This window comes from Nocardioides baculatus (assembly GCF_016735675.1).
GTDB classification, from domain to species: domain Bacteria; phylum Actinomycetota; class Actinomycetes; order Propionibacteriales; family Nocardioidaceae; genus Nocardioides; species Nocardioides baculatus.
Genome location: NZ_JAERSG010000004.1, coordinates 347,725 through 366,320, shown reverse-complemented (window position 1 = coordinate 366,320; position 18,596 = coordinate 347,725). Strand labels below are relative to the sequence as shown.

At 68.8% G+C, this 18,596-nt stretch carries 29 protein-coding genes; 26 read left to right on the top strand and 3 right to left on the bottom strand.

Going from position 1 to position 18,596, the window contains the following annotated elements; genetic code table 11:
• Positions 1 to 40 precede the first annotated feature (40 nt).
• From JI751_RS14890 to JI751_RS14765, 26 genes are all read left to right on the top strand, one after another.
• The gene (locus JI751_RS14890) at positions 41 to 832 is read left to right on the top strand and encodes an alpha/beta hydrolase family protein (RefSeq protein WP_201938381.1); all 792 of its coding nucleotides are present in this window, start codon (positions 41 to 43) and stop codon (positions 830 to 832) included.
• Between the two features lie 364 nt (positions 833 to 1,196).
• Positions 1,197 to 1,505 carry a 30S ribosomal protein S10 gene (gene rpsJ, locus JI751_RS14885; RefSeq protein WP_008360994.1) on the top strand — a complete coding sequence of 103 codons (309 nt, stop codon included), beginning with the start codon at positions 1,197 to 1,199 and terminating at the stop codon, positions 1,503 to 1,505.
• A gap of 9 nt (positions 1,506 to 1,514) precedes the next feature.
• Entirely contained in the window at positions 1,515 to 2,183 is a 669-nt protein-coding gene (gene rplC, locus JI751_RS14880) for a 50S ribosomal protein L3 (RefSeq protein ID WP_201938373.1), read from the top strand.
• Between the two features lie 2 nt (positions 2,184 to 2,185).
• The gene (gene rplD / locus JI751_RS14875) at positions 2,186 to 3,130 is read left to right on the top strand and encodes a 50S ribosomal protein L4, sunset domain variant (protein WP_201938371.1); all 945 of its coding nucleotides are present in this window, start codon (positions 2,186 to 2,188) and stop codon (positions 3,128 to 3,130) included.
• Positions 3,127 to 3,432, top strand: coding sequence for a 50S ribosomal protein L23 (rplW, locus tag JI751_RS14870; RefSeq protein WP_129474442.1), 306 nt, complete (start codon positions 3,127 to 3,129; stop codon positions 3,430 to 3,432). The genes rplD and rplW overlap by 4 nt, the downstream gene beginning before the upstream one ends.
• Before the next feature lie 24 nt (positions 3,433 to 3,456).
• Entirely contained in the window at positions 3,457 to 4,293 is an 837-nt protein-coding gene (gene rplB, locus JI751_RS14865) for a 50S ribosomal protein L2 (RefSeq protein ID WP_201938369.1), read from the top strand.
• A 5-nt stretch (positions 4,294 to 4,298) separates the two neighbouring features.
• Positions 4,299 to 4,580, top strand: coding sequence for a 30S ribosomal protein S19 (rpsS, locus tag JI751_RS14860; protein ID WP_056599671.1), 282 nt, complete (start codon positions 4,299 to 4,301; stop codon positions 4,578 to 4,580).
• Positions 4,577 to 5,035 carry a 50S ribosomal protein L22 gene (gene rplV, locus JI751_RS14855; RefSeq protein ID WP_201938367.1) on the top strand — a complete coding sequence of 153 codons (459 nt, stop codon included), beginning with the start codon at positions 4,577 to 4,579 and terminating at the stop codon, positions 5,033 to 5,035. Before rpsS ends, rplV begins: the two co-directional genes overlap by 4 nt.
• The gene (gene rpsC, locus JI751_RS14850) at positions 5,035 to 5,838 is read left to right on the top strand and encodes a 30S ribosomal protein S3 (RefSeq protein ID WP_201938358.1); all 804 of its coding nucleotides are present in this window, start codon (positions 5,035 to 5,037) and stop codon (positions 5,836 to 5,838) included. Before rplV ends, rpsC begins: the two co-directional genes overlap by 1 nt.
• Before the next feature lie 4 nt (positions 5,839 to 5,842).
• Positions 5,843 to 6,262: a 50S ribosomal protein L16 gene (gene rplP, locus JI751_RS14845; RefSeq protein WP_201938356.1), complete on the top strand. Its 420-nt coding sequence runs from the start codon at positions 5,843 to 5,845 to the stop codon at positions 6,260 to 6,262.
• Positions 6,262 to 6,504, top strand: a complete 243-nt coding sequence (gene rpmC / locus JI751_RS14840; protein WP_201938349.1) for a 50S ribosomal protein L29 — start codon at positions 6,262 to 6,264, stop codon at positions 6,502 to 6,504. The genes rplP and rpmC overlap by 1 nt, the downstream gene beginning before the upstream one ends.
• Complete coding sequence (gene rpsQ / locus JI751_RS14835) at positions 6,501 to 6,782, top strand: 30S ribosomal protein S17 (RefSeq protein ID WP_201938347.1); 282 nt, start codon at positions 6,501 to 6,503, stop codon at positions 6,780 to 6,782. The genes rpmC and rpsQ overlap by 4 nt, the downstream gene beginning before the upstream one ends.
• Positions 6,783 to 6,907: 125 nt before the next feature.
• Positions 6,908 to 7,276 (top strand): 50S ribosomal protein L14, encoded by a 369-nt coding sequence (gene rplN / locus JI751_RS14830; RefSeq protein ID WP_201938339.1) that lies wholly within the window; start codon positions 6,908 to 6,910, stop codon positions 7,274 to 7,276.
• Between the two features lie 15 nt (positions 7,277 to 7,291).
• Entirely contained in the window at positions 7,292 to 7,633 is a 342-nt protein-coding gene (gene rplX, locus JI751_RS14825; RefSeq protein ID WP_201938338.1) for a 50S ribosomal protein L24, read from the top strand.
• Between the two features lies 1 nt (position 7,634).
• A complete protein-coding gene (gene rplE, locus JI751_RS14820) occupies positions 7,635 to 8,201 on the top strand; it encodes a 50S ribosomal protein L5 (RefSeq protein ID WP_201938336.1) in 567 nt (188 codons plus the stop codon).
• A 1-nt stretch (position 8,202) separates the two neighbouring features.
• A complete protein-coding gene (locus JI751_RS14815) occupies positions 8,203 to 8,388 on the top strand; it encodes a type Z 30S ribosomal protein S14 (RefSeq protein WP_011757321.1) in 186 nt (61 codons plus the stop codon).
• A 70-nt stretch (positions 8,389 to 8,458) separates the two neighbouring features.
• Complete coding sequence (gene rpsH / locus JI751_RS14810) at positions 8,459 to 8,878, top strand: 30S ribosomal protein S8 (protein ID WP_135838853.1); 420 nt, start codon at positions 8,459 to 8,461, stop codon at positions 8,876 to 8,878.
• Positions 8,879 to 8,912: 34 nt separating this feature from the next.
• Positions 8,913 to 9,455, top strand: a complete 543-nt coding sequence (gene rplF, locus JI751_RS14805) for a 50S ribosomal protein L6 (RefSeq protein ID WP_201938334.1) — start codon at positions 8,913 to 8,915, stop codon at positions 9,453 to 9,455.
• A gap of 1 nt (position 9,456) precedes the next feature.
• Positions 9,457 to 9,840: a 50S ribosomal protein L18 gene (rplR, locus tag JI751_RS14800; protein WP_201938332.1), complete on the top strand. Its 384-nt coding sequence runs from the start codon at positions 9,457 to 9,459 to the stop codon at positions 9,838 to 9,840.
• A gap of 49 nt (positions 9,841 to 9,889) precedes the next feature.
• The gene (gene rpsE / locus JI751_RS14795; RefSeq protein WP_201938329.1) at positions 9,890 to 10,510 is read left to right on the top strand and encodes a 30S ribosomal protein S5; all 621 of its coding nucleotides are present in this window, start codon (positions 9,890 to 9,892) and stop codon (positions 10,508 to 10,510) included.
• A complete protein-coding gene (rpmD, locus tag JI751_RS14790) occupies positions 10,510 to 10,692 on the top strand; it encodes a 50S ribosomal protein L30 (protein ID WP_129474456.1) in 183 nt (60 codons plus the stop codon). The genes rpsE and rpmD overlap by 1 nt, the downstream gene beginning before the upstream one ends.
• A gap of 1 nt (position 10,693) precedes the next feature.
• Positions 10,694 to 11,134 carry a 50S ribosomal protein L15 gene (gene rplO / locus JI751_RS14785; protein WP_201938320.1) on the top strand — a complete coding sequence of 147 codons (441 nt, stop codon included), beginning with the start codon at positions 10,694 to 10,696 and terminating at the stop codon, positions 11,132 to 11,134.
• Positions 11,135 to 11,349: 215 nt separating this feature from the next.
• A complete protein-coding gene (gene secY / locus JI751_RS14780; RefSeq protein WP_201938318.1) occupies positions 11,350 to 12,645 on the top strand; it encodes a preprotein translocase subunit SecY in 1,296 nt (431 codons plus the stop codon).
• Positions 12,646 to 13,221 (top strand): adenylate kinase, encoded by a 576-nt coding sequence (locus tag JI751_RS14775; RefSeq protein ID WP_201938316.1) that lies wholly within the window; start codon positions 12,646 to 12,648, stop codon positions 13,219 to 13,221.
• 21 nt (positions 13,222 to 13,242) lie between these two features.
• On the top strand, positions 13,243 to 14,067 hold the full coding sequence (gene map, locus JI751_RS14770) for a type I methionyl aminopeptidase (RefSeq protein ID WP_201938314.1): 825 nt from the start codon (positions 13,243 to 13,245) through the stop codon (positions 14,065 to 14,067).
• Positions 14,068 to 14,273: 206 nt separating this feature from the next.
• Positions 14,274 to 15,302 carry a TerC family protein gene (locus tag JI751_RS14765; RefSeq protein ID WP_201938312.1) on the top strand — a complete coding sequence of 343 codons (1,029 nt, stop codon included), beginning with the start codon at positions 14,274 to 14,276 and terminating at the stop codon, positions 15,300 to 15,302.
• A 21-nt stretch (positions 15,303 to 15,323) separates the two neighbouring features.
• Here the strand turns inward: JI751_RS14765 and JI751_RS14760 are convergent, their stop codons facing one another.
• The 3 genes from JI751_RS14760 to JI751_RS14750 are packed head-to-tail and all read right to left on the bottom strand — an operon-like array spanning position 15,324 to position 18,567.
• A complete protein-coding gene (locus JI751_RS14760) occupies positions 15,324 to 16,001 on the bottom strand; it encodes an HNH endonuclease family protein (RefSeq protein ID WP_201938310.1) in 678 nt (225 codons plus the stop codon).
• The gene (locus JI751_RS14755; protein ID WP_201938308.1) at positions 15,989 to 17,395 is read right to left on the bottom strand and encodes a serine/threonine-protein kinase; all 1,407 of its coding nucleotides are present in this window, start codon (positions 17,393 to 17,395) and stop codon (positions 15,989 to 15,991) included. Before JI751_RS14755 ends, JI751_RS14760 begins: the two co-directional genes overlap by 13 nt.
• Positions 17,392 to 18,567: an FHA domain-containing protein gene (locus JI751_RS14750; RefSeq protein ID WP_201938298.1), complete on the bottom strand. Its 1,176-nt coding sequence runs from the start codon at positions 18,565 to 18,567 to the stop codon at positions 17,392 to 17,394. The genes JI751_RS14755 and JI751_RS14750 overlap by 4 nt, the downstream gene beginning before the upstream one ends.
• Between the last annotated feature and the right edge of the window lie 29 nt (positions 18,568 to 18,596).

Sequence of the window (18,596 nt, the reverse complement as noted above, 5' to 3'; positions counted from 1 at the left end):
GGTCGCACCCGGCACCGACAGCCGCGCCTATCCTCGGGTCGTGGGCGTCTGGAGCGCAGGACCGGTGCTGGCGGCCCTCGTGCTGCTCGCCTCCGCGTGCAGCGGGGGCGGCGACCCGGCGGACAGTGCGCCGTCGAGCGCCGAGCAGTCGGCCGACCCCACGACGGCGTTGCGCGAGCGGTGCCTGTCCGCGATCCCGGAGGAGGCCGAGCTCGAGGCGTTCACGCTCAGCGGTGCCACCGGGGGTGAGCTCGAGGCCGCGCGGATCGGTCCGGCGACCAGCGACCGGGTCGCGGTGCTGCTGCCGCAGACCTCCGGGATGTGCGGCTGGGGCCGGTGGGCGACCGCTGCCGCCGAGGACGGGGTGACCTCGATCCTCGTCAACCCGTGCGGCTACGGGGAGTCGACCTGCACGGCCTCCGACGACGCCGACCCGCTCAACGAGGCGGCCGCGGCCGTCTCCCTGGCCCGGGACCAGCTCGGCGCCGAGCGCGTCGTCCTGCTCGGCACGTCGATGGGTGGATCGCTGACCGTGATGGCGATGGCCGCCGGGGCGGACGTCGAGGCGTGGGCCGACGTGTCGGGCCCGGCCGCGTGGGAGGGCGTGGAGCTGACGTCGCTCGCCCCGTCGTTGCCGGCCGACGGGCTCGTCGTGATGGCGCCGAGCGACGGACCCCTGCAGTACGACGCCGCCGAGGCGCTCGCCGACGCCGCCGGCGTACCCTTCGTCGCGGGCAGGTCCGGACACGGCTGGGAGCTGCTGGTGGACCCCGTCAGCGGCTCGATCACCCGGATCGGACGTCGCCTGGTGCGGCTCGCGACGGGGGATTGAGTCCCTCCGTCATTGCGATTTGGCGTGGGCGCACCGAGTCTGCCAAGATGTTCCGGTTGCTCCGGCGGGTCGCCAGGGCACGGCACACCTTGACTTCTGAATCGCGTCTCCTCGATCGAACCAGTCGTCTGCGTGCGCCGCACCGGATCAAGACATCTTGATCGGAGACCCGACCAGATCCGACAACCGTCGGGTGCCATCCAGAGCAGTACCGCCTCCGGAAACGGGGACGTGTCACGAGTAACCAGCGCGACACGCCCGACCGCGGGGGTCGGAGGATGGCGGAGAAACAGGCGGTGCTCGCCCAACGGGGGCTGAGCGCCGAAACAGACCAGGCGTACGAGATCGAAGAGGACACGGACCTATGGCGGGACAGAAGATCCGCATCAGGCTCAAGGCCTATGACCACGAGGTGATCGACACCTCGGCGCGGAAGATCGTGGACACCGTCACCCGTACGGGTGCGAAGGTCGCCGGCCCTGTGCCGCTGCCGACCGAGAAGAACGTGTACTGCGTCATCCGTTCGCCCCACAAGTACAAGGACTCCCGCGAGCACTTCGAGATGCGCACGCACAAGCGCCTCATCGACATCATCGACCCGACGCCGAAGACCGTCGACTCGCTGATGCGTCTCGACCTGCCTGCCGGTGTCGACATCGAGATCAAGCTCTGAGGGCCTGACATGACGAACACTTTCGAGCGCAACGCGAAGGGTCTGCTGGGCACCAAGCTCGGCATGACCCAGCTCTGGGACGAGAACAACAAGGTCGTCCCCGTGACCGTGATCTCCGCGAGCACCAACGTGGTGACCCAGGTCCGCCAGCCCGAGGTCGATGGCTACAACGCCATCCAGATCGGCTACGGCGAGATCGAGGCCCGCAAGGTGAACTCGCCCGAGGCCGGTCACTTCACCAAGGCCGGGGTGACCCCGCGTCGCCACGTGGCCGAGATCCGCACCGCCAACGCCGCCGCGTACACCGTGGGCCAGGAGCTGAGCGTCGACACCTTCGCCGCCGGCGAGGAGATCGACGTCACCGGCACCAGCAAGGGCAAGGGGTTCGCCGGTGTCATGAAGCGTCACGGCTTCCACGGTGTCTCTGCCTCGCACGGTGCCCACCGCAACCACCGCAAGCCCGGCTCGATCGGCGCTTGCGCCACGCCGGGTCGCGTGTTCAAGGGCACGCGCATGGCTGGTCGCATGGGTAACGACACGGTGACCACGCAGAACCTGACGGTCCACGCCGTCGACGCCGAGAAGGGCCTGATCCTGCTGAAGGGTGCCGTTCCCGGCCCCCGCGGCGGTCTCGTCGTCCTGCGCTCGGCCGCCAAGAGCACCGTGAAGGAGGCCTGAGCATGGCTGTCAAGACCATCAAGGTCGACCTCCCCGCCGAGATCTTCGACGTCGAGGTCAACATCCCCCTGATCCACCAGGTCGTCGTCGCGCAGCAGGCCGCCGCGCGTCAGGGCACGCACGCCACCAAGACCCGCGCCGACGTGCGCGGTGGTGGCCGCAAGCCCTACAAGCAGAAGGGCACCGGCCGCGCCCGCCAGGGCTCGACCCGTGCGCCGCAGTTCGCCGGCGGTGGCGTCGTCCACGGCCCGCAGCCGCGCAGCTACGACCAGCGCACCCCCAAGAAGATGAAGGCCGCCGCCCTGCGCGGTGCCCTCTCCGACCGGGCCCGCAACGGCCGTGTGCACGTGGTCGACGCGCTGGTGTCGGGCGACAAGCCCTCCACCAAGGGCGCGCTGGCCTCGCTCGTCACGCTGACCGACCGCGTGGGCTACCTCGTGGTGCTCGAGCGTTCCGACGCGATCACCTGGCTCTCGCTGCGCAACGCGCCCGAGGTCCACATCGTCGCCGTCGACCAGCTCAACACCTACGACGTCCTCAACTCGGACGACGTGGTGTTCACCAAGGGTGCCTACGACGCCTTCGTCGGCGGCGTGTCCGCTGCTCCGGCCAAGGCCGAGACGACGACCGAGAAGCCTGCCGCGGCCAAGGCCGAGAAGGCTGAGCCGAAGACCGAGGCCAAGGCCGAGGTCAAGGCGTTCGCCGACGTCCCCGCTGACGACGAGTCCGACGCCCCGGCCCTGCCGAAGGGTGCCAAGGCTCCGCTGAAGAGCGGCAAGGCGCCCAAGGGCTACGAGGTCAAGGGCAACGCCGACTCGGGCAAGTACCACGAGCCCGACGGCCAGTGGTACGAGCAGACCGAGGCCGAGTTCTGGTTCAAGAGCGCCGAGGACGCCGAGGCCGCTGGCTTCGTGCGCGCCGGTGGTCCGAAGGAGGACGACAAGTGAGCACCCTGCACAAGGACCACCGCGACGTCCTGATCGCGCCGGTCGTGTCGGAGAAGAGCTACGGCCTCCTCGACGCCAACAAGTACACCTTCATCGTCCACCCGGACGCCAACAAGACCGAGATCAAGATCGCGGTCGAGAAGGTCTTCGACGTCAAGGTCACCTCGGTCAACACGATCAACCGCCAGGGCAAGACCCGTCGCACCCGCTACGGCGTGGGCAAGCGTCCCAACACCAAGCGCGCAATCGTCAGCCTCGCCGAGGGTCACCGCATCGACATCTTCGGAGGTCCGGTCTCCTGACCGGGCTCCTGACTAGGAACTGACATGGCAATCCGCAAGTACAAGCCGACCACCCCGGGCCGTCGTGGCTCGTCCGTGGCCGACTTCGTCGAGATCACCCGGACCACGCCCGAGAAGTCGCTGACGCGTCCGCTGCCCAAGAACGGCGGCCGCAACAACCAGGGCCGCATCACCACCCGTCACAAGGGTGGCGGGCACAAGCGCGCCTACCGCATCATCGACTTCCGTCGCTACGACAAGGACGGCGTGCCGGCCAAGGTCGCTCACATCGAGTACGACCCCAACCGCACCGCCCGCATCGCGCTGCTGCACTACGCCGACGGCGAGAAGCGCTACATCGTGGCGCCCAAGGGCCTCACGCAGGGCACCCCGGTCGAGTCCGGTCCCAACGCCGACATCAAGCCCGGCAACAACCTCCCGCTGCGCAACATCCCGGTCGGTACGACCATCCACTGCGTGGAGCTGCGTCCGGGTGGCGGCGCCAAGATCGCTCGCTCGGCCGGCAACTCGGCCCAGCTGATCGCTCGCGAGGGAAGCCGCGCGACGCTCCGCATGCCTTCGGGCGAGATGCGGTTCGTCGACGTGCGCTGCCGCGCCACGATCGGTGAGGTCGGCAACGCCGAGCAGTCCAACATCAACTGGGGCAAGGCCGGCCGCATGCGGTGGAAGGGCGTCCGCCCGACCGTCCGCGGTGTCGTCATGAACCCGGTCGACCACCCGCACGGTGGTGGTGAGGGCAAGACGTCCGGTGGTCGCCACCCCGTCTCCCCCTGGGGCAAGCCCGAGGGCCGTACGCGCAAGCGCAAGGCCAGCGACTCCCAGATCATCCGTCGTCGCAAGTCCGGCAAGGGTAGGAAGTAACCGACATGCCTCGCAGCCTGAAGAAGGGCCCCTTCATCGACGACCACCTTCAGAAGAAGGTGGACGCCGAGAACGAGAAGGGCAGCCACAACGTCATCAAGACCTGGTCGCGCCGGTCGATGATCGTGCCCGACATGATCGGTCACACCATCGCCGTGCACGACGGTCGCAAGCACGTCCCCGTCTTCGTGACCGACTCCATGGTCGGCCACAAGCTCGGGGAGTTCGCGCCGACCCGCACCTACCGCGGGCACGTGAAGGAAGACCGGAAGGGACGCCGTCGATGAGCACCACCGAGCGCACCCGCACCAGCGCGCGTCGCACCTCGGTGCTCGGCGACCAGCCGGGCGCCTACGCCAGCGCACGCTACGTGCGGATCACCCCGATGAAGGCCCGCCGTGTCGTCGACATGGTCCGCGGCCTGCAGGTCGACGAGGCCCTGACCCTGCTGCAGTTCGCGCCGCAGGCAGCCTCCGAGACCGTCTACAAGGTGCTGGAGAGCGCCGTCGCCAACGCCGAGACGACCGAGGGCCTCAACCGGGCCGACCTGGTCCTCTCCGTCGCGATGGTCGACGAGGGCCCGACGATGAAGCGTTGGCGTCCGCGTGCCCAGGGCCGTGCGACCCGCATCAACAAGCGCACGAGCCACATCACCCTCGCGGTGCAGCCGGCCGAGTTCGTCGGCAAGTCGTCGAAGAACGGCAAGCGCGGCGCCGCCAACACGAACGGAAAGGGTGCCTGATGGGCCAGAAGATCAACCCGAACGGGTTCCGCCTGGGCATCTCCACCGACCACAAGAGCCGTTGGTACGCCGACAAGCTCTACAAGTCCTACGTCGGTGAGGACGTCGCCATCCGCAAGCTGCTCTCCAAGGGCATGGAGCGGGCCGGCATCTCCAAGGTCGAGATCGAGCGCACGCGTGACCGCGTCCGTGTGGACATCCACACCGCGCGTCCCGGCATCGTGATCGGTCGCCGTGGCGCCGAGGCCGACCGCATCCGCGGCGAGCTCGAGAAGCTCACGGGCAAGCAGGTGCAGCTCAACATCCTCGAGGTCAAGAACCCCGAGATCGACGCGCAGCTGGTCGCCCAGGGTGTCGCGGAGCAGCTCGCTGGTCGCGTGCAGTTCCGCCGCGCCATGCGCAAGGCCATGCAGACCTCGATGCGCTCGGGTGCCAAGGGCATCCGGATCCAGTGCTCGGGTCGTCTCAACGGCGCGGAGATGTCGCGTACGGAGTTCTACCGCGAGGGCCGCGTGCCCCTGCACACGCTCCGCGCCGACATCGACTACGGCTTCTACGAGGCCAAGACGACCTTCGGTCGCATCGGCGTCAAGGTCTGGATCTACAAGGGCGAGGTCGCCGGCACCCGTGCCGAGCGCCAGGCCCAGCAGGCCGCCCGCGCCGGTGCCCCCGGTCGCGGTGGCCGTCCCACCACCCGTGGCGCCGACCGCCCGAGCCGTGGCTCGCGCGGCGACCGCGCCCCTCGCGCCGAGTCGACCGAGGCTCCGGCCGAGGCCGCTCCGAGCACCGGACAGGAGGCCTGACCTCATGTTGATGCCCCGTCGCGTCAAGCACCGCAAGCAGCACCACCCCAAGCGCACCGGTGTCGCCAAGGGCGGCACGTCGCTGGCCTTCGGTGACTTCGGTATCCAGGCGGTCGAGGGTCACTACGTGACCAACCGACAGATCGAGTCGGCTCGTATCGCCATGACCCGCCACATCAAGCGTGGCGGCAAGGTCTGGATCAACATCTACCCGGACCGCCCGCTGACCAAGAAGCCTGCCGAGACCCGCATGGGTTCCGGCAAGGGTTCCCCCGAGTGGTGGGTGGCCAACGTCAAGCCCGGCCGCGTCATGTTCGAACTCTCCGGTGTCGACGAGGTGACTGCTCGTGAGGCCATGCGCCGCGCGATGCACAAGCTTCCGATGAAGTGCCGGTTCATCTCCCGTGAGGCCGGTGAATTCTGATGGCTACCAAGCTGAACGCCCACGAGCTCGACGAGCTCAACGCCACCGACCTGGAGGCAAAGCTGCGCGAGGCCAAGGAGGAGCTGTTCAACCTCCGCTTCCAGGCGGCCACCGGCCAGCTGGACAGCCACGGCCGGCTGCGCGTGGTCAAGAAGGACATCGCCCGCATCTACACCGTGGTCCGCGAGCGCGAGCTCGGCATCCGCACCACGCCGGGCACCAACGAAGAGGGCAAGGCATGAGCGAGAACACTGCGACCCAGTCCGCTGAGCGCAACCAGCGCAAGACCCGCGAGGGTCTCGTGGTCAGCGACAAGATGGACAAGACGATCGTCGTCGCCGTCGAGGACCGCGTGAAGCACGCCCTCTACGGCAAGGTGCTGCGCAAGACCTCGCGCCTCAAGGCGCACGACGAGAGCAACCAGTGCGGCATCGGCGACCGGGTCCTGATCATGGAGACCCGCCCGCTGTCCGCCACCAAGCGCTGGCGCCTCGTCGAGGTCCTCGAAAAGGCCAAGTGACCGATCGGCCGGTCGAGCCCCGCTCGTCCGGCCCGGCACCGGGCAGTCATACAGAACCCCACCAGTTCGGCCAGGCTCCCACCCCGTGAGGGTGTGAGAACCAGCTCGACAACCAGGAGAAATCAATGATCCAGCAGGAGTCGCGACTCAAGGTCGCCGACAACACCGGTGCGAAGGAGATCCTCTGCATCCGTGTTCTCGGTGGCTCTGGGCGTCGCTACGCCGGCATCGGTGACGTCATCGTCGCCACCGTCAAGGACGCGATCCCCGGTGGCAACGTCAAGAAGGGCGACGTCGTCAAGGCCGTGGTCGTACGCACCGTCAAGGAGCGTCGCCGCGCCGACGGTTCCTACATCCGCTTCGACGAGAACGCCGCCGTCATCCTCAAGGCCGACGGCGAGCCGCGCGGCACGCGCATCTTCGGCCCCGTCGGCCGCGAGCTGCGCGAGAAGCGCTTCATGAAGATCATCTCGCTCGCCCCGGAGGTGTTGTGAGAGATGGGTAAGAACATGAACATCAAGAAGGGCGACACCGTCAAGGTCATCGCCGGCAAGGACAAGGGTGCCCAGGGCAAGGTCATCACGGTGCTCCGCGAGGAGGACCGCGTGATCGTCGAGGGAGTCAACCTCGTCAAGCGCCACACCAAGTCCGTGCAGCAGACCGGCACGACCGGCGGCATCATCACCCGCGAGGCCCCCATCCACGTGTCCAACGTGATGCTGGTCGAGGGTGACGGCGTCACCCGGATCGGGTTCCGCCGCGATGAGGTCACCAAGCGCCGCACCGACGGCTCGACCTACTCGGCGACCCGCTCGGTCCGCGTGTCCCGCAAGACCGGCAAGGAGATCTGAGATGGCCGAGACCACCTCCACCGAGATTCCTCGGCTCAAGGCCCGCTACCGCGAGGAGATCCTCCCCGCGCTGCGCACCGAGTTCGACATCGCCAACGTCATGCAGGTCCCCGGCCTGACGAAGATCGTGGTCAACATGGGCGTCGGCGAGGCAGCTCGCGACTCCAAGCTGATCGAGGGCGCCATCCGCGACCTCACCGCGATCACCGGCCAGAAGCCGGCCGTGACCAAGGCCCGCAAGTCCATCGCGCAGTTCAAGCTGCGTGAGGGCATGCCGATCGGCGCGCACGTCACGCTGCGCGGCGACCGCATGTGGGAGTTCCTCGACCGCCTGCTCTCGCTGGCCCTGCCCCGCATCCGTGACTTCCGCGGCCTCTCGCCGAAGCAGTTCGACGGTCGCGGCAACTACACCTTCGGTCTCACCGAGCAGGTCATGTTCCACGAGATCAACCAGGACAAGATCGACCGGTCGCGCGGTATGGACATCACCATCGTGACCACCGCCACCAACGACGACGAGGGCCGCGCTCTGCTCAAGCAGCTCGGCTTCCCGTTCAAGGAGAACTGACATGGCGAAGACTGCGCTCAAGGTCAAGGCCGCCCGCAAGCCGAAGTTCGCTGTCCGCGGCTACACCCGCTGCCAGCGCTGCGGCCGCCCGAAGGCCGTCTACCGCAAGTTCGGCCTGTGCCGGATCTGCCTGCGGGAGATGGCCCACCGCGGCGAGCTGCCCGGCGTCACCAAGTCCTCCTGGTAATTCCCTCACACACGTTGCAGGTCCCCGGGCCGCGAGCCTGGGGAAACCACGACGAGAAAGAACCCACATCATGACGATGACTGACCCGATCGCAGACATGCTCACTCGTCTGCGCAACGCCAACCAGGCGTACCACGACGTGGTGTCGATGCCTTACAGCAAGATGAAGGCCGGCCTCGCGGAGATCCTCAAGCAGGAGGGCTACATCACCTCCTACGACGTCGCGGACAACGTCTCCGCCGAGGGCGAGCCCGCCGTCGGCAAGACGCTGACCGTCACGCTCAAGTACGGCCGCAACCGGGAGCGCTCGATCGCGGGCGTCCGCCGCATCAGCAAGCCCGGCCTGCGCGTCTACGCCAAGAGCACGAACCTGCCCAAGGTCCTCGGTGGCCTCGGCGTCGCGATCATCTCGACGTCGCAGGGACTGCTGACCGACCGCCAGGCGAACCAGAAGGGCGTGGGCGGCGAAGTCCTCGCCTACGTCTGGTGACCCGGACCTACTGAGACCAGGAAGAGAGAGAAGCATGTCGCGCATTGGCAAGCTCCCCATCGCGGTCCCGTCCGGCGTCGACGTCGCGATCGACCAGTCGCTGGTGACCGTCAAGGGCCCCAAGGGCACCCTGTCGCACACCATCGCCGCGCCGATCACGATCGCCAAGGGCGAGGACGGCGTCCTCGAGGTGCAGCGTCCCGACGACGAGCGCAACAGCCGCTCGCTCCACGGCCTGACCCGCACGCTCATCAACAACATGGTGGTGGGTGTGACCGAGGGCTACGAGAAGAAGCTCGAGATCGTGGGCGTCGGTTACCGCGTCCTCCCCAAGGGTCCGACGCAGCTCGAGTTCCAGCTCGGCTACTCGCACCCGATCATCTTCGACGCCCCCGAGGGCATCACCTTCACCGTCGAGGGCCCGACCAAGCTCGGTGTCGTCGGCATCGACAAGCAGCTCGTCGGAGAGGTTGCGGCCAACATCCGCAAGCTCCGCAAGCCCGAGCCCTACAAGGGCAAGGGCGTGCGCTACGCCGGCGAGCACATCCGCCGCAAGGTCGGAAAGGCCGGTAAGTGACATGGCTATCTCCCTGAGCAACAACAAGCACACGGCGAACCGTGTTCGCGCCCGTCTGCGCCGTCAGGCGCGTGGCCGCAAGCGGATCAACGGCACCACCGAGCGTCCGCGCCTGGTGGTCACCCGTTCGGCCCGTCACATCACCGTCCAGGTCGTCGACGACCTGGCCGGCGCCACCCTGGCGTACGCCTCCTCCATGGAGGCCGACGTGCGCACCGCGGGTGGCGACAAGACCACGCAGGCCAAGAAGGTCGGCGAGCTGGTTGCTTCGCGTGCCAAGGCCGCGGGGATCGAGGGCGTCGTCTTCGACCGCGCCGGCAACAAGTACCACGGCCGCATCGCGGCCCTCGCCGATGCCGCCCGGGAGGGCGGTCTGTCCTTCTGATCGCGCCCGACGCGAGAAGAGAGAAGAACCTAGATATGGAGCACATCTCATGAGCGGAGCCCAGCGCGGACAGCGCAGCGGTGGCTCGGGTGACCGTCGCGGCCGTGACAACGGCCGTGGCCAGGCTGAGAAGTCGGTCTACATCGAGCGCGTCGTGGCGATCAACCGTGTCGCCAAGGTCGTCAAGGGTGGTCGACGCTTCAGCTTCACCGCCCTCGTGATCGTCGGCGACGGCGACGGCATGGTCGGCGTCGGCTACGGCAAGGCCAAGGAGGTCCCCGCGGCGATCGCCAAGGGTGTCGAGGAGGCCAAGAAGCACTTCTTCAAGGTCCCCCGCATCCAGGGCACCATCCCGCACCCGGTGCAGGGCGAGAAGGCCGCAGGCGTCGTCCTGCTGCGTCCCGCCGCCCCCGGCACCGGTGTGATCGCCGGTGGCCCGGTGCGCGCGGTCCTCGAGTGCGCCGGCATCCACGACGTCCTGAGCAAGTCGCTCGGCTCGTCCAACCAGATCAACATCGTCCACGCGACGGTCGAGGCCCTCCGCATGCTGGAGGAGCCCGAGCAGGTCGCGGCCCGCCGCGGCATGCGCGTCGAGGACGTCACCCCGGCCGCCCTGCTGAAGGCGCGCGCCGAGGGTCAGCTCGAGGCGACGGCAGGAGCGCAGCAGTAATGGCTCAGCTCAAGGTCCAGCAGAAGCGCGGAACGGTCGGCCTCAAGGCCAACCAGCGCGAGACGCTCCGCTCGCTCGGTCTGAAGAGGATCGGCGACGTCGTCGTCAAGGAAGACCGCCCGGAGATCCGCGGCATGGTCAACACGGTCCGTCACCTCGTGACGGTTGAGGAGGTGGAGTGACATGACGCTCAAGCTGCACCACTTGCGTCCCGCTCCGGGAGCCAAGACCGCCAAGACCCGCGTGGGTCGCGGTGAGGGCTCCAAGGGCAAGACCGCCGGCCGCGGTACCAAGGGCACCAAGGCGCGCTACCAGGTTCCGGTTGCCTTCGAGGGTGGCCAGATGCCGATCCACATGCGCCTGCCCAAGCTGAAGGGCTTCAAGAACCCCTTCCGCGTGGAGTTCCAGGTCGTCAACCTCGACCGCCTCGGCGAGCTGTTCCCCGACGGTGGCTCCGTGACCGTCGCCGACCTCGTGGCCAAGGGCGCCGTCCGCAAGGGCCAGCCCGTCAAGGTTCTCGGTCAGGGCGACATCTCGGTGGCCGTCCAGGTCAGCGTCGACGCCTTCTCGAGCTCCGCCAAGGAGAAGATCGAGGCTGCGGGCGGCACCACGACCGTGGTCTGAGGCTCGCCTCGGATCCACGATCACGCTCATCCGGTGAAGGCCTGGCCGCACAGTGGGAACTGTCGGCCGGGCCTTCGTCGTTCTCCACATGATTGCTGGGGGAAGCAGGCCACAGCCCGACTGTTAGGCTTCCCCGGGCCTTTCGCCGCACCACGGCGACGGGGCTTCTCGCCGCCCGCCTGACTCGGCCGGGCACCCGAATGAAAGAGGAACCAGTGCTAGGCGCGTTCGCCAACGCTTTCCGGACCCCGGACCTGCGGAAGAAGCTGCTGTTCGTCCTGCTGATCGTCACGATCTTCAGGCTCGGATCGCAGGTCCCGACCCCGGGCGTCCACGTGGCCAACGTCCAGGCCTGCATCAGCCAGCTCGAGGAGGGGGGCCTCTACAGCCTCATCAACCTCTTCTCGGGTGGTGCGCTGCTCCAGCTCACCATCTTCGCGCTCGGGATCATGCCCTACATCACGGCCTCGATCATCCTGCAGCTCCTCGTCGTGGTGATCCCGCGTCTCGAGGCGCTGAAGAAGGAGGGCCAGGCCGGCCAGGCGAAGATCACCCAGTACACGCGTTACCTGACGCTGGGCCTCGCGGTCCTCCAGGCGACCGGCATCGTGGCGCTCGCCCGCAACAAGGCCCTGCTCCAGGGCTGTGAGCGCGACCTGCTCCACGACGACGGCACCGGGACCTTCCTCGTGATGGTCGTGACCATGACCGCCGGCACCGCCGTCATCATGTGGCTCGGCGAGCTCATCACCGACCGCGGCATCGGTAACGGCATGTCGATCCTCATCTTCACCCAGGTCGTCGCGACCTTCCCCGCGTCGCTGTGGAGCGTCCAGACCTCGAAGGGCTGGGTCGTCTTCGGCATCGTCATGGTGATCGGGCTGATCCTCGTGGCGGGCGTCATCTTCATCGAGCAGGCACAGCGCCGCATCCCGGTGCAGTACGCCCGGCGGATGGTGGGCCGCAAGATGTTCGGCGGCAACTCGACCTACATCCCGCTCAAGGTCAACCAGGCCGGCATCATCCCGGTCATCTTCGCCTCGTCGCTGCTCTACCTCCCGGCGATGGCGGTGCAGTTCAACCCGGAGAGCACGAACCCGGTCCTGGACTTCATCGGCACCTACCTCGTCGGTGGTGACCACCCGCTCTACATGCTCTCCTACTTCCTGCTGATCATCTTCTTCACGTACTTCTACGTCTCGATCACCTTCAACCCTGTCGAGGTGGCGGACAACATGAAGAAGTACGGCGGCTTCATCCCCGGGATCCGGGCGGGCAAGCCGACCGAGGACTACTTGTCCTACGTCCTGTCCCGCATCACGTTCCCTGGAGCCCTCTACCTCGGTCTGATCTCGCTGGTCCCGCTCGTCGCGTTCGCGATGATCGGCGCCAACCAGAACTTCCCGTTCGGTGGCACGTCCATCCTCATCATGGTCGGCGTTGCGCTCGACACGGTGAAGCAGATCGAGAGCCAGCTCCAGCAGCGCAACTACGAAGGATTCCTGAAGTAGATGAGACTGATCCTCATGGGCCCGCCGGGTGCGGGCAAGGGCACCCAGGCCCGCTTCGTGGCCGAGCACTTCGGTGTGCCGGCCATCTCCACCGGCGACATCTTCCGCGCCAACGTCTCGCAGGGGACGCCGCTCGGTGTCGAGGCGCAGCGCTACATGGATGCCGGCGAGTACGTCCCCGACGAGGTCACCAACCGGATGGTCCGTGACCGGATCGACGAGCCCGACGCAACTCCTGGCTTCCTGCTGGACGGCTACCCGCGCACCCTCGACCAGGTCGAGGAGCTCGACGCGATGATCAAGCACACCGGCCACTCGCTCGACGCGGCCGTGGTGCTGACCGTGGACTCCGAGGAGCTCGTGCAGCGCCTGCTCCAGCGCGCGCAGACCGACGGCCGCGCCGACGACACCGAGGACGTCATCCGGCGCCGGCAGGAGGTCTACTCCGAGCAGACGCAGCCGCTCATCGGCGTCTACCGCGACCGCGGCATCCTCGTCGAGGTCGACGGGATGGGCGAGGTCGACGAGGTCACCCAGCGCATCTTCGCCGCGCTCGACGTCATCCCGCAGAGCTGACCCGGGAAGGGTTCGCCGCAGATGGGCTTCCGGGACCGTGGTCTCGAGATCAAGACGCGTGACCAGATCGACCTGATGCGTGTCGCTGGTCTGCTCGTGGGGGAGACCCTCGAGCTGCTCCGGTCCGCGACCCGCCCGGGTGTGACGACGCTCGAGCTCGACACGCTCGCCGAGACCCACATCCGCGACCACGGCGGCATCCCGTCGTTCAAGGGTTACAGCCAGCCGCCGTTCCCGGCGACGATCTGCGCCTCGGTCAACGACGAGGTCGTGCACGGCATCCCCGGGCCGCGGACGCTCGTCGACGGCGACGTCATCTCGATCGACTGCGGCGCGATCGTCGCGGGGTGGCACGGCGACGCAGCCATCACCGTCCCCGTCGGCGAGGTCGGCGACGACGTGCGCGAGCTGCTGAGGGTCACCGAGGAGTCGCTCTGGCGGGGGATGGCCGCCGCGCGCCTCGGCGGCCGGGTCACCGACATCAGCCACGCGATCGAGACCTACGTCCGCTCGCAGGGGCGCTACGGCATCCTCGAGGACTACACCGGGCACGGGATCGGGACCGAGATGCACATGGCGCCCAACGTGCCCAACTACGGCCGACGCGGTCGCGGTCCCGGGATCGTCGAGGGACTGGCCCTGGCCGTCGAGCCGATGGTCACCCTCGGCAGCAAGGACACCGACCTGCTCGAGGACGAGTGGACCGTCGCGACCGTTGACGGGTCGATGGCCGCGCACTTCGAGCACACCTTCACCGTCACGCCCGAGGGCTCCTGGGTGCTGACCGCGGTCGACGGCGGGGAGGCGCGGCTCGCCGAGCTCGGCGTCCCATTCGGCGGACGCTGACCGCTCGTTTTCCCACGCCCCCGGCGGGCGTGACAGGATGTGGGTACTGGAGGGGAGTATTCCCACGCAGTGGTGTCGTCATCACGGTGTCCGCGCGAGCGGCGCCCGGTGCCACTGGCTCGGCAGATCGGTTGCGAGCGGAAGAGACCTCCGGTGTCCGTGTGCTGCGCGGGCGCCGACTCACCCCCACCGCTAGGAGCACACACGTGGACGTCCCCACCTGGGTCTGGATCGCCACCGGCGTCGTGACCGTCGCCATCTTCACCTTCGACCTCTTCGTCGTCGGCCGTCGGCCGCACGAGCCGAGCATGAAGGAGTGCGCGACCTACCTGTCGATCTACGTCGGGCTGGCGATCATCTTCGGCATCGGCGTGTGGATCACGTGGGACCACCAGCACGGCCTGGAGTTCTTCTCCGGATGGTTGGTCGAGTACTCGCTCTCGATCGACAACCTCTTCATCTTCATCATCATCATGGCGAAGTTCGCCGTGCCCAAGGAGCTCCAGCAGTACGCCCTGATGATCGGCATCGTGATGGCGCTGATCATGCGGGCGATCTTCATCGCCGTCGGCGCCGCCGCGATCAGCAACTTCAGCTGGATCTTCTACCTCTTCGGGCTCTTCCTCGTCTACACGGCCTTCAAGCTGGCCCGGGAGGGCGGCGAGGACGAGGACGACGAGTTCGAGGAGAACCGCGTCGTCGCGTTCGTCGAGAAACGTTTCCCGGCCACCTCGGAGTGGCACGGCCGCGAGCTGTTCCACAGCGAGGCCGGCAAGCGGATGATCACGCCGATGTTCATCGTGATCATCACCCTCGGCACGACCGACCTGCTCTTCGCGCTCGACTCGATCCCGGCCATCTTCGGCATCACCAAGGAGCCCTACCTGGTGCTCACGGCCAACATCTTCGCGCTGATGGGCCTGCGCCAGCTCTACTTCCTGATCGGCGGCCTCCTCCAGCGCCTGATCTACCTCTCCTACGGCCTGGCGTTCCTGCTGGCCTTCATCGGCGTCAAGCTCTTCTTCCACGCCCTCCACGAGAACGAGCTGCCGTTCATCAACGGCGGCGAGCACCTCGACTACGCCTGGCTGGAGATCCCGATCTGGCTCTCCCTCGTCGTGATCGTGGCGACGCTGGCCATCACCGCGGCCCTGTCGCTCTTCGTCTCGAGCCGGATGACTGCGGAGGCGCAGGACGCGGCCACCGGTCCGCGCCGCGACTGGGAAGACGACTGACGAACAGCGGCCCGGTCGGGCTCAGCAGGTCGCGGCGACACGGCGTACGGCGTCCGCGTCGGCCGTGGTGAGGGGCAGGTCCCACGCCACGGCCACGCCGACGTAACGGCGTACGTAGTCGCAGTGCGAGCGGCGCCAGGGCGGCAGCCACTCGCCCGGGCCGTCGGCCTCCTTGGCCTGGTTGGTGCGCGCGGAGACCGCCAGCAGCTCGCGGCGTACGTCGTTGGCGAAGGTGATCCGCGTGCGCAGCGGCCACGCCCACGCGCCACCGTGCCAGGCACGGGCGAGCGGGTAGACGTGGTCGATCGAGATGTCGTAGCCGTCGTCGCGCCACGTCATCCGCTCGCCCGAGTAGGGATCGCGCAGCCGCGCCTCGTAGATGCGGCACCGCGATCCCCAGCGCAGCTCGATGTCATTCATCTGCATGAGCAGGACGTCCTCGCGGGTGGTGCACCCGTTGTGGCCTCGAGGGCCGGCGTGGTCGTCGGTCCAGGGCTCGCCGAAGACGCAGGCGCCGGGATCGCAGTCGCGGTCGTAGCCGGGGTGGTAGCCGATGTCGTCGACGATCCGTGCCTGTCCGAGCAGGTCGAGGATCCGCTGCTCGTCGGGGGAGGTGCGGTCGACCCGCGCCGCAGCCGCGCCTGAGCAGGCCAGCACCAGCGTGCAGGCCGCAACCGCGACACGGATCAGGTGACGCACTCGCTCACGCTCGGGGAGTTGTCGGACCCGCGGGTCATCCGGAGGTCGAGGCAGACCGGCTCGTCGGTGCGCAGCAGCAGCTGCTGCTTGGTGGTGCGGCCGTAGTCGTCGGTGTCGTCGCGGTGGTAGCTGAACGAGTCGCCGGGCTCGACGGGGACCGTCGGCTCCCACTCGAACATCACCCCGCGTGCCGTACGACGCCCGGAGAGCGTCGGAGCCGACGTGAGCTCGTCGGGCACGACGGCGCTCGGCACCTGCGACTCGGTCGGGACGACCACGCCGGGGTCCTCCTCGCGGTCGTTGCCACCGAAGACCAGGAACCCGACCACCAGCGCCACGACCAGCGCTCCGATGCCCGCCCAGACGAGGCCGGACACCGACGAGGCCTCCTCGTCGTCCTCGACGGCCGGTGCGACGTCCTGGGCGGCGATCCGCCGCGGGCCGCTCGCCGAGATCACCGTCACCGGCTTCATCGCGGTGGCGTCCTCGGGGGCCTCGGCCACCTCGGGCGCCGCGACCGAGGCGTCGGGCCGGTCGCCCTCCACCGCGACGGCGGTGCGCGACCAGCCGGCGGCGGACTCGATGCGCTGCAGCGCCCGGGCGAGCTCGAGCGCGCTGGCCGGCCGGTGCTCGGGCCGCTTGGCCAGGCACTGCTGGAGCAGCCGGTCGAGCGCGGGCGGCACGTCGGGCCGCTGGGTCGCCGGGGGAGCCGCGTGCAGGATGCGTGCGCTGAGCGCACGCGTGGAGTTGTCGCCCGAGGGGATGGAGAAGGGCGAGCGACCCACGAGCAGGTGCCAGATGGTGGCGCCGAGGGAGTAGACGTCCGAGGCGACCGAGCCGTTGGACCGGCCGTCGAGGAGCTCGGGCGGCGACCACGGGTAGGAGATGCGCACGTCGCTGTCGCCGTCGACGTCGGCCATGTGGCCAGCGATCCCGAAGTCGGTCAGGGCGGGCTCGTGATAGGTGGTGACCAGGACGTTGCTGGGCTTGATGTCGCGGTGGAGGATGCCCGAGCGGTGGGCCGTCTCGATAGCGCTCGCGAGCTTGATGCCCGTCGCCACCGCGTCGACCGGCGCCATCGGGTTCGAGCGCACCCGCACCCCAAGATCGGGTGGCGGGCAGTAGCGCATCACGAGGAAGGGGCGCCCACCCTCGGCGGTGACACCCGCGGTGATCACCGAGACGATGTAGGGGTGGTCGGCCAGCCGAGCCATCGCGTTGGCCTCGGCGGTGAAGAGGTACTTCTCGCGGTCGGTCAGCGGGACGTCGGGGCGGACGACCTTGACCGCGACGCGCTGGCGCGGCCACTGCTGCTCGTAGAGGAAGACGTCGGCGAAACCGCCGCTGCCCAGGTGCTCGATGAACGCGAACCCGGGGATGACCGGGGCGCTCACCGGGCAACCGCCCCCGTCTCGAAGCGGACGGCGTAGACCTGCGCCAGGTCCAGGACGGTGCCCGGCTCGAGGACGTAGGCGTCGCGCGGCCGCATCCGCTGCGGCTCGCGCCCGGGCGGGGCGATGGTCGTGCCGCCCCTGCTGTCGAGGTCGCGCGCCACGACGTCCCAGCCGTCGAGCTCGATCTCGAGGTGCTGGCGCGAGACGAACGAGTGGTCCCGCGGCAGGTGCACGAGGTGGGGCCAGTCGGTGCTGCCGTCGGCGGGAGCGGGCTTGCGCCCCAGCACCACACCGCGGTCGAGCGGCACGACCTCGCCGGTCGGCAGCCGCAGCCCGCCCAGCGGCGGGCGGTCGACGCGGCGCGGCTCCTGCGGCGCGACGCGTTGGTGGCACACGCGGCACTGCGGAGACACCGGCGGCGTCAGGTGGCCGAGCGGGCAGCTGACCGCGAGGACCGTGGGCGCGGTGTTGTGGGAGAGGTGTGCCGGTCGGAAGGTGGTGGAGCCGTCGTGGTCGTCGTGCTCGTCGTGGGAGTCGAGGACCTCGGCACCGGCCACCGGGGCGCTGTGCGGCTCGGACGGCGTACGGATGGTGGTGCGGGTGCCCTCCTCGATGCGCGCGGCGAGGAGCGGGTCGGGCTCGGAGGTGTCCCGCGCCGGTCCGGTGTCGTCCACGGGCGGGCGGATCCGGTTGCGCGGGGGCGGGCCGTCGGGGCCCTTGGCCGCGAGGATGGCGGCCGGGATCCCGTCGATCATGCCGGCCGCGGGCAGCGGCGCTGCGGCCTCCTGCGCCTGGTGTGCGGGGGCGACGCGCATCGAGATCGGCTTGAGCTCGACGCGCTGGGCGGCGACCACCCCGCCGACGAGCCGCCGGGTCGTCTCGAGCTCGCCGGGGTCGTTGCCGCCGTCGAGGCTGAGCACGCGGCCGGGGCCGGCCATCCGTACGTGGCCGGACCCGCGGGAGAGCGTGGTCGAGGCGCCGGAGGTGAAGTCCACGACCGCCAGGCCCGGCGGGTCGCCGTCGAAGGACTTCTCGACGATCGCGAGGACCCGCTCGACGACGGTCGAGCCGGAGGGGGCGGTCATGGACAGGACGTCCCAGATCTCCTGGACGACCTGCTCGTCACCCGGGTCGGTGAGCAGCACCCAGTGGGCACCACTGCCGATCAGCACACCAGCCCCACTGGTGTACCGCGCATCGA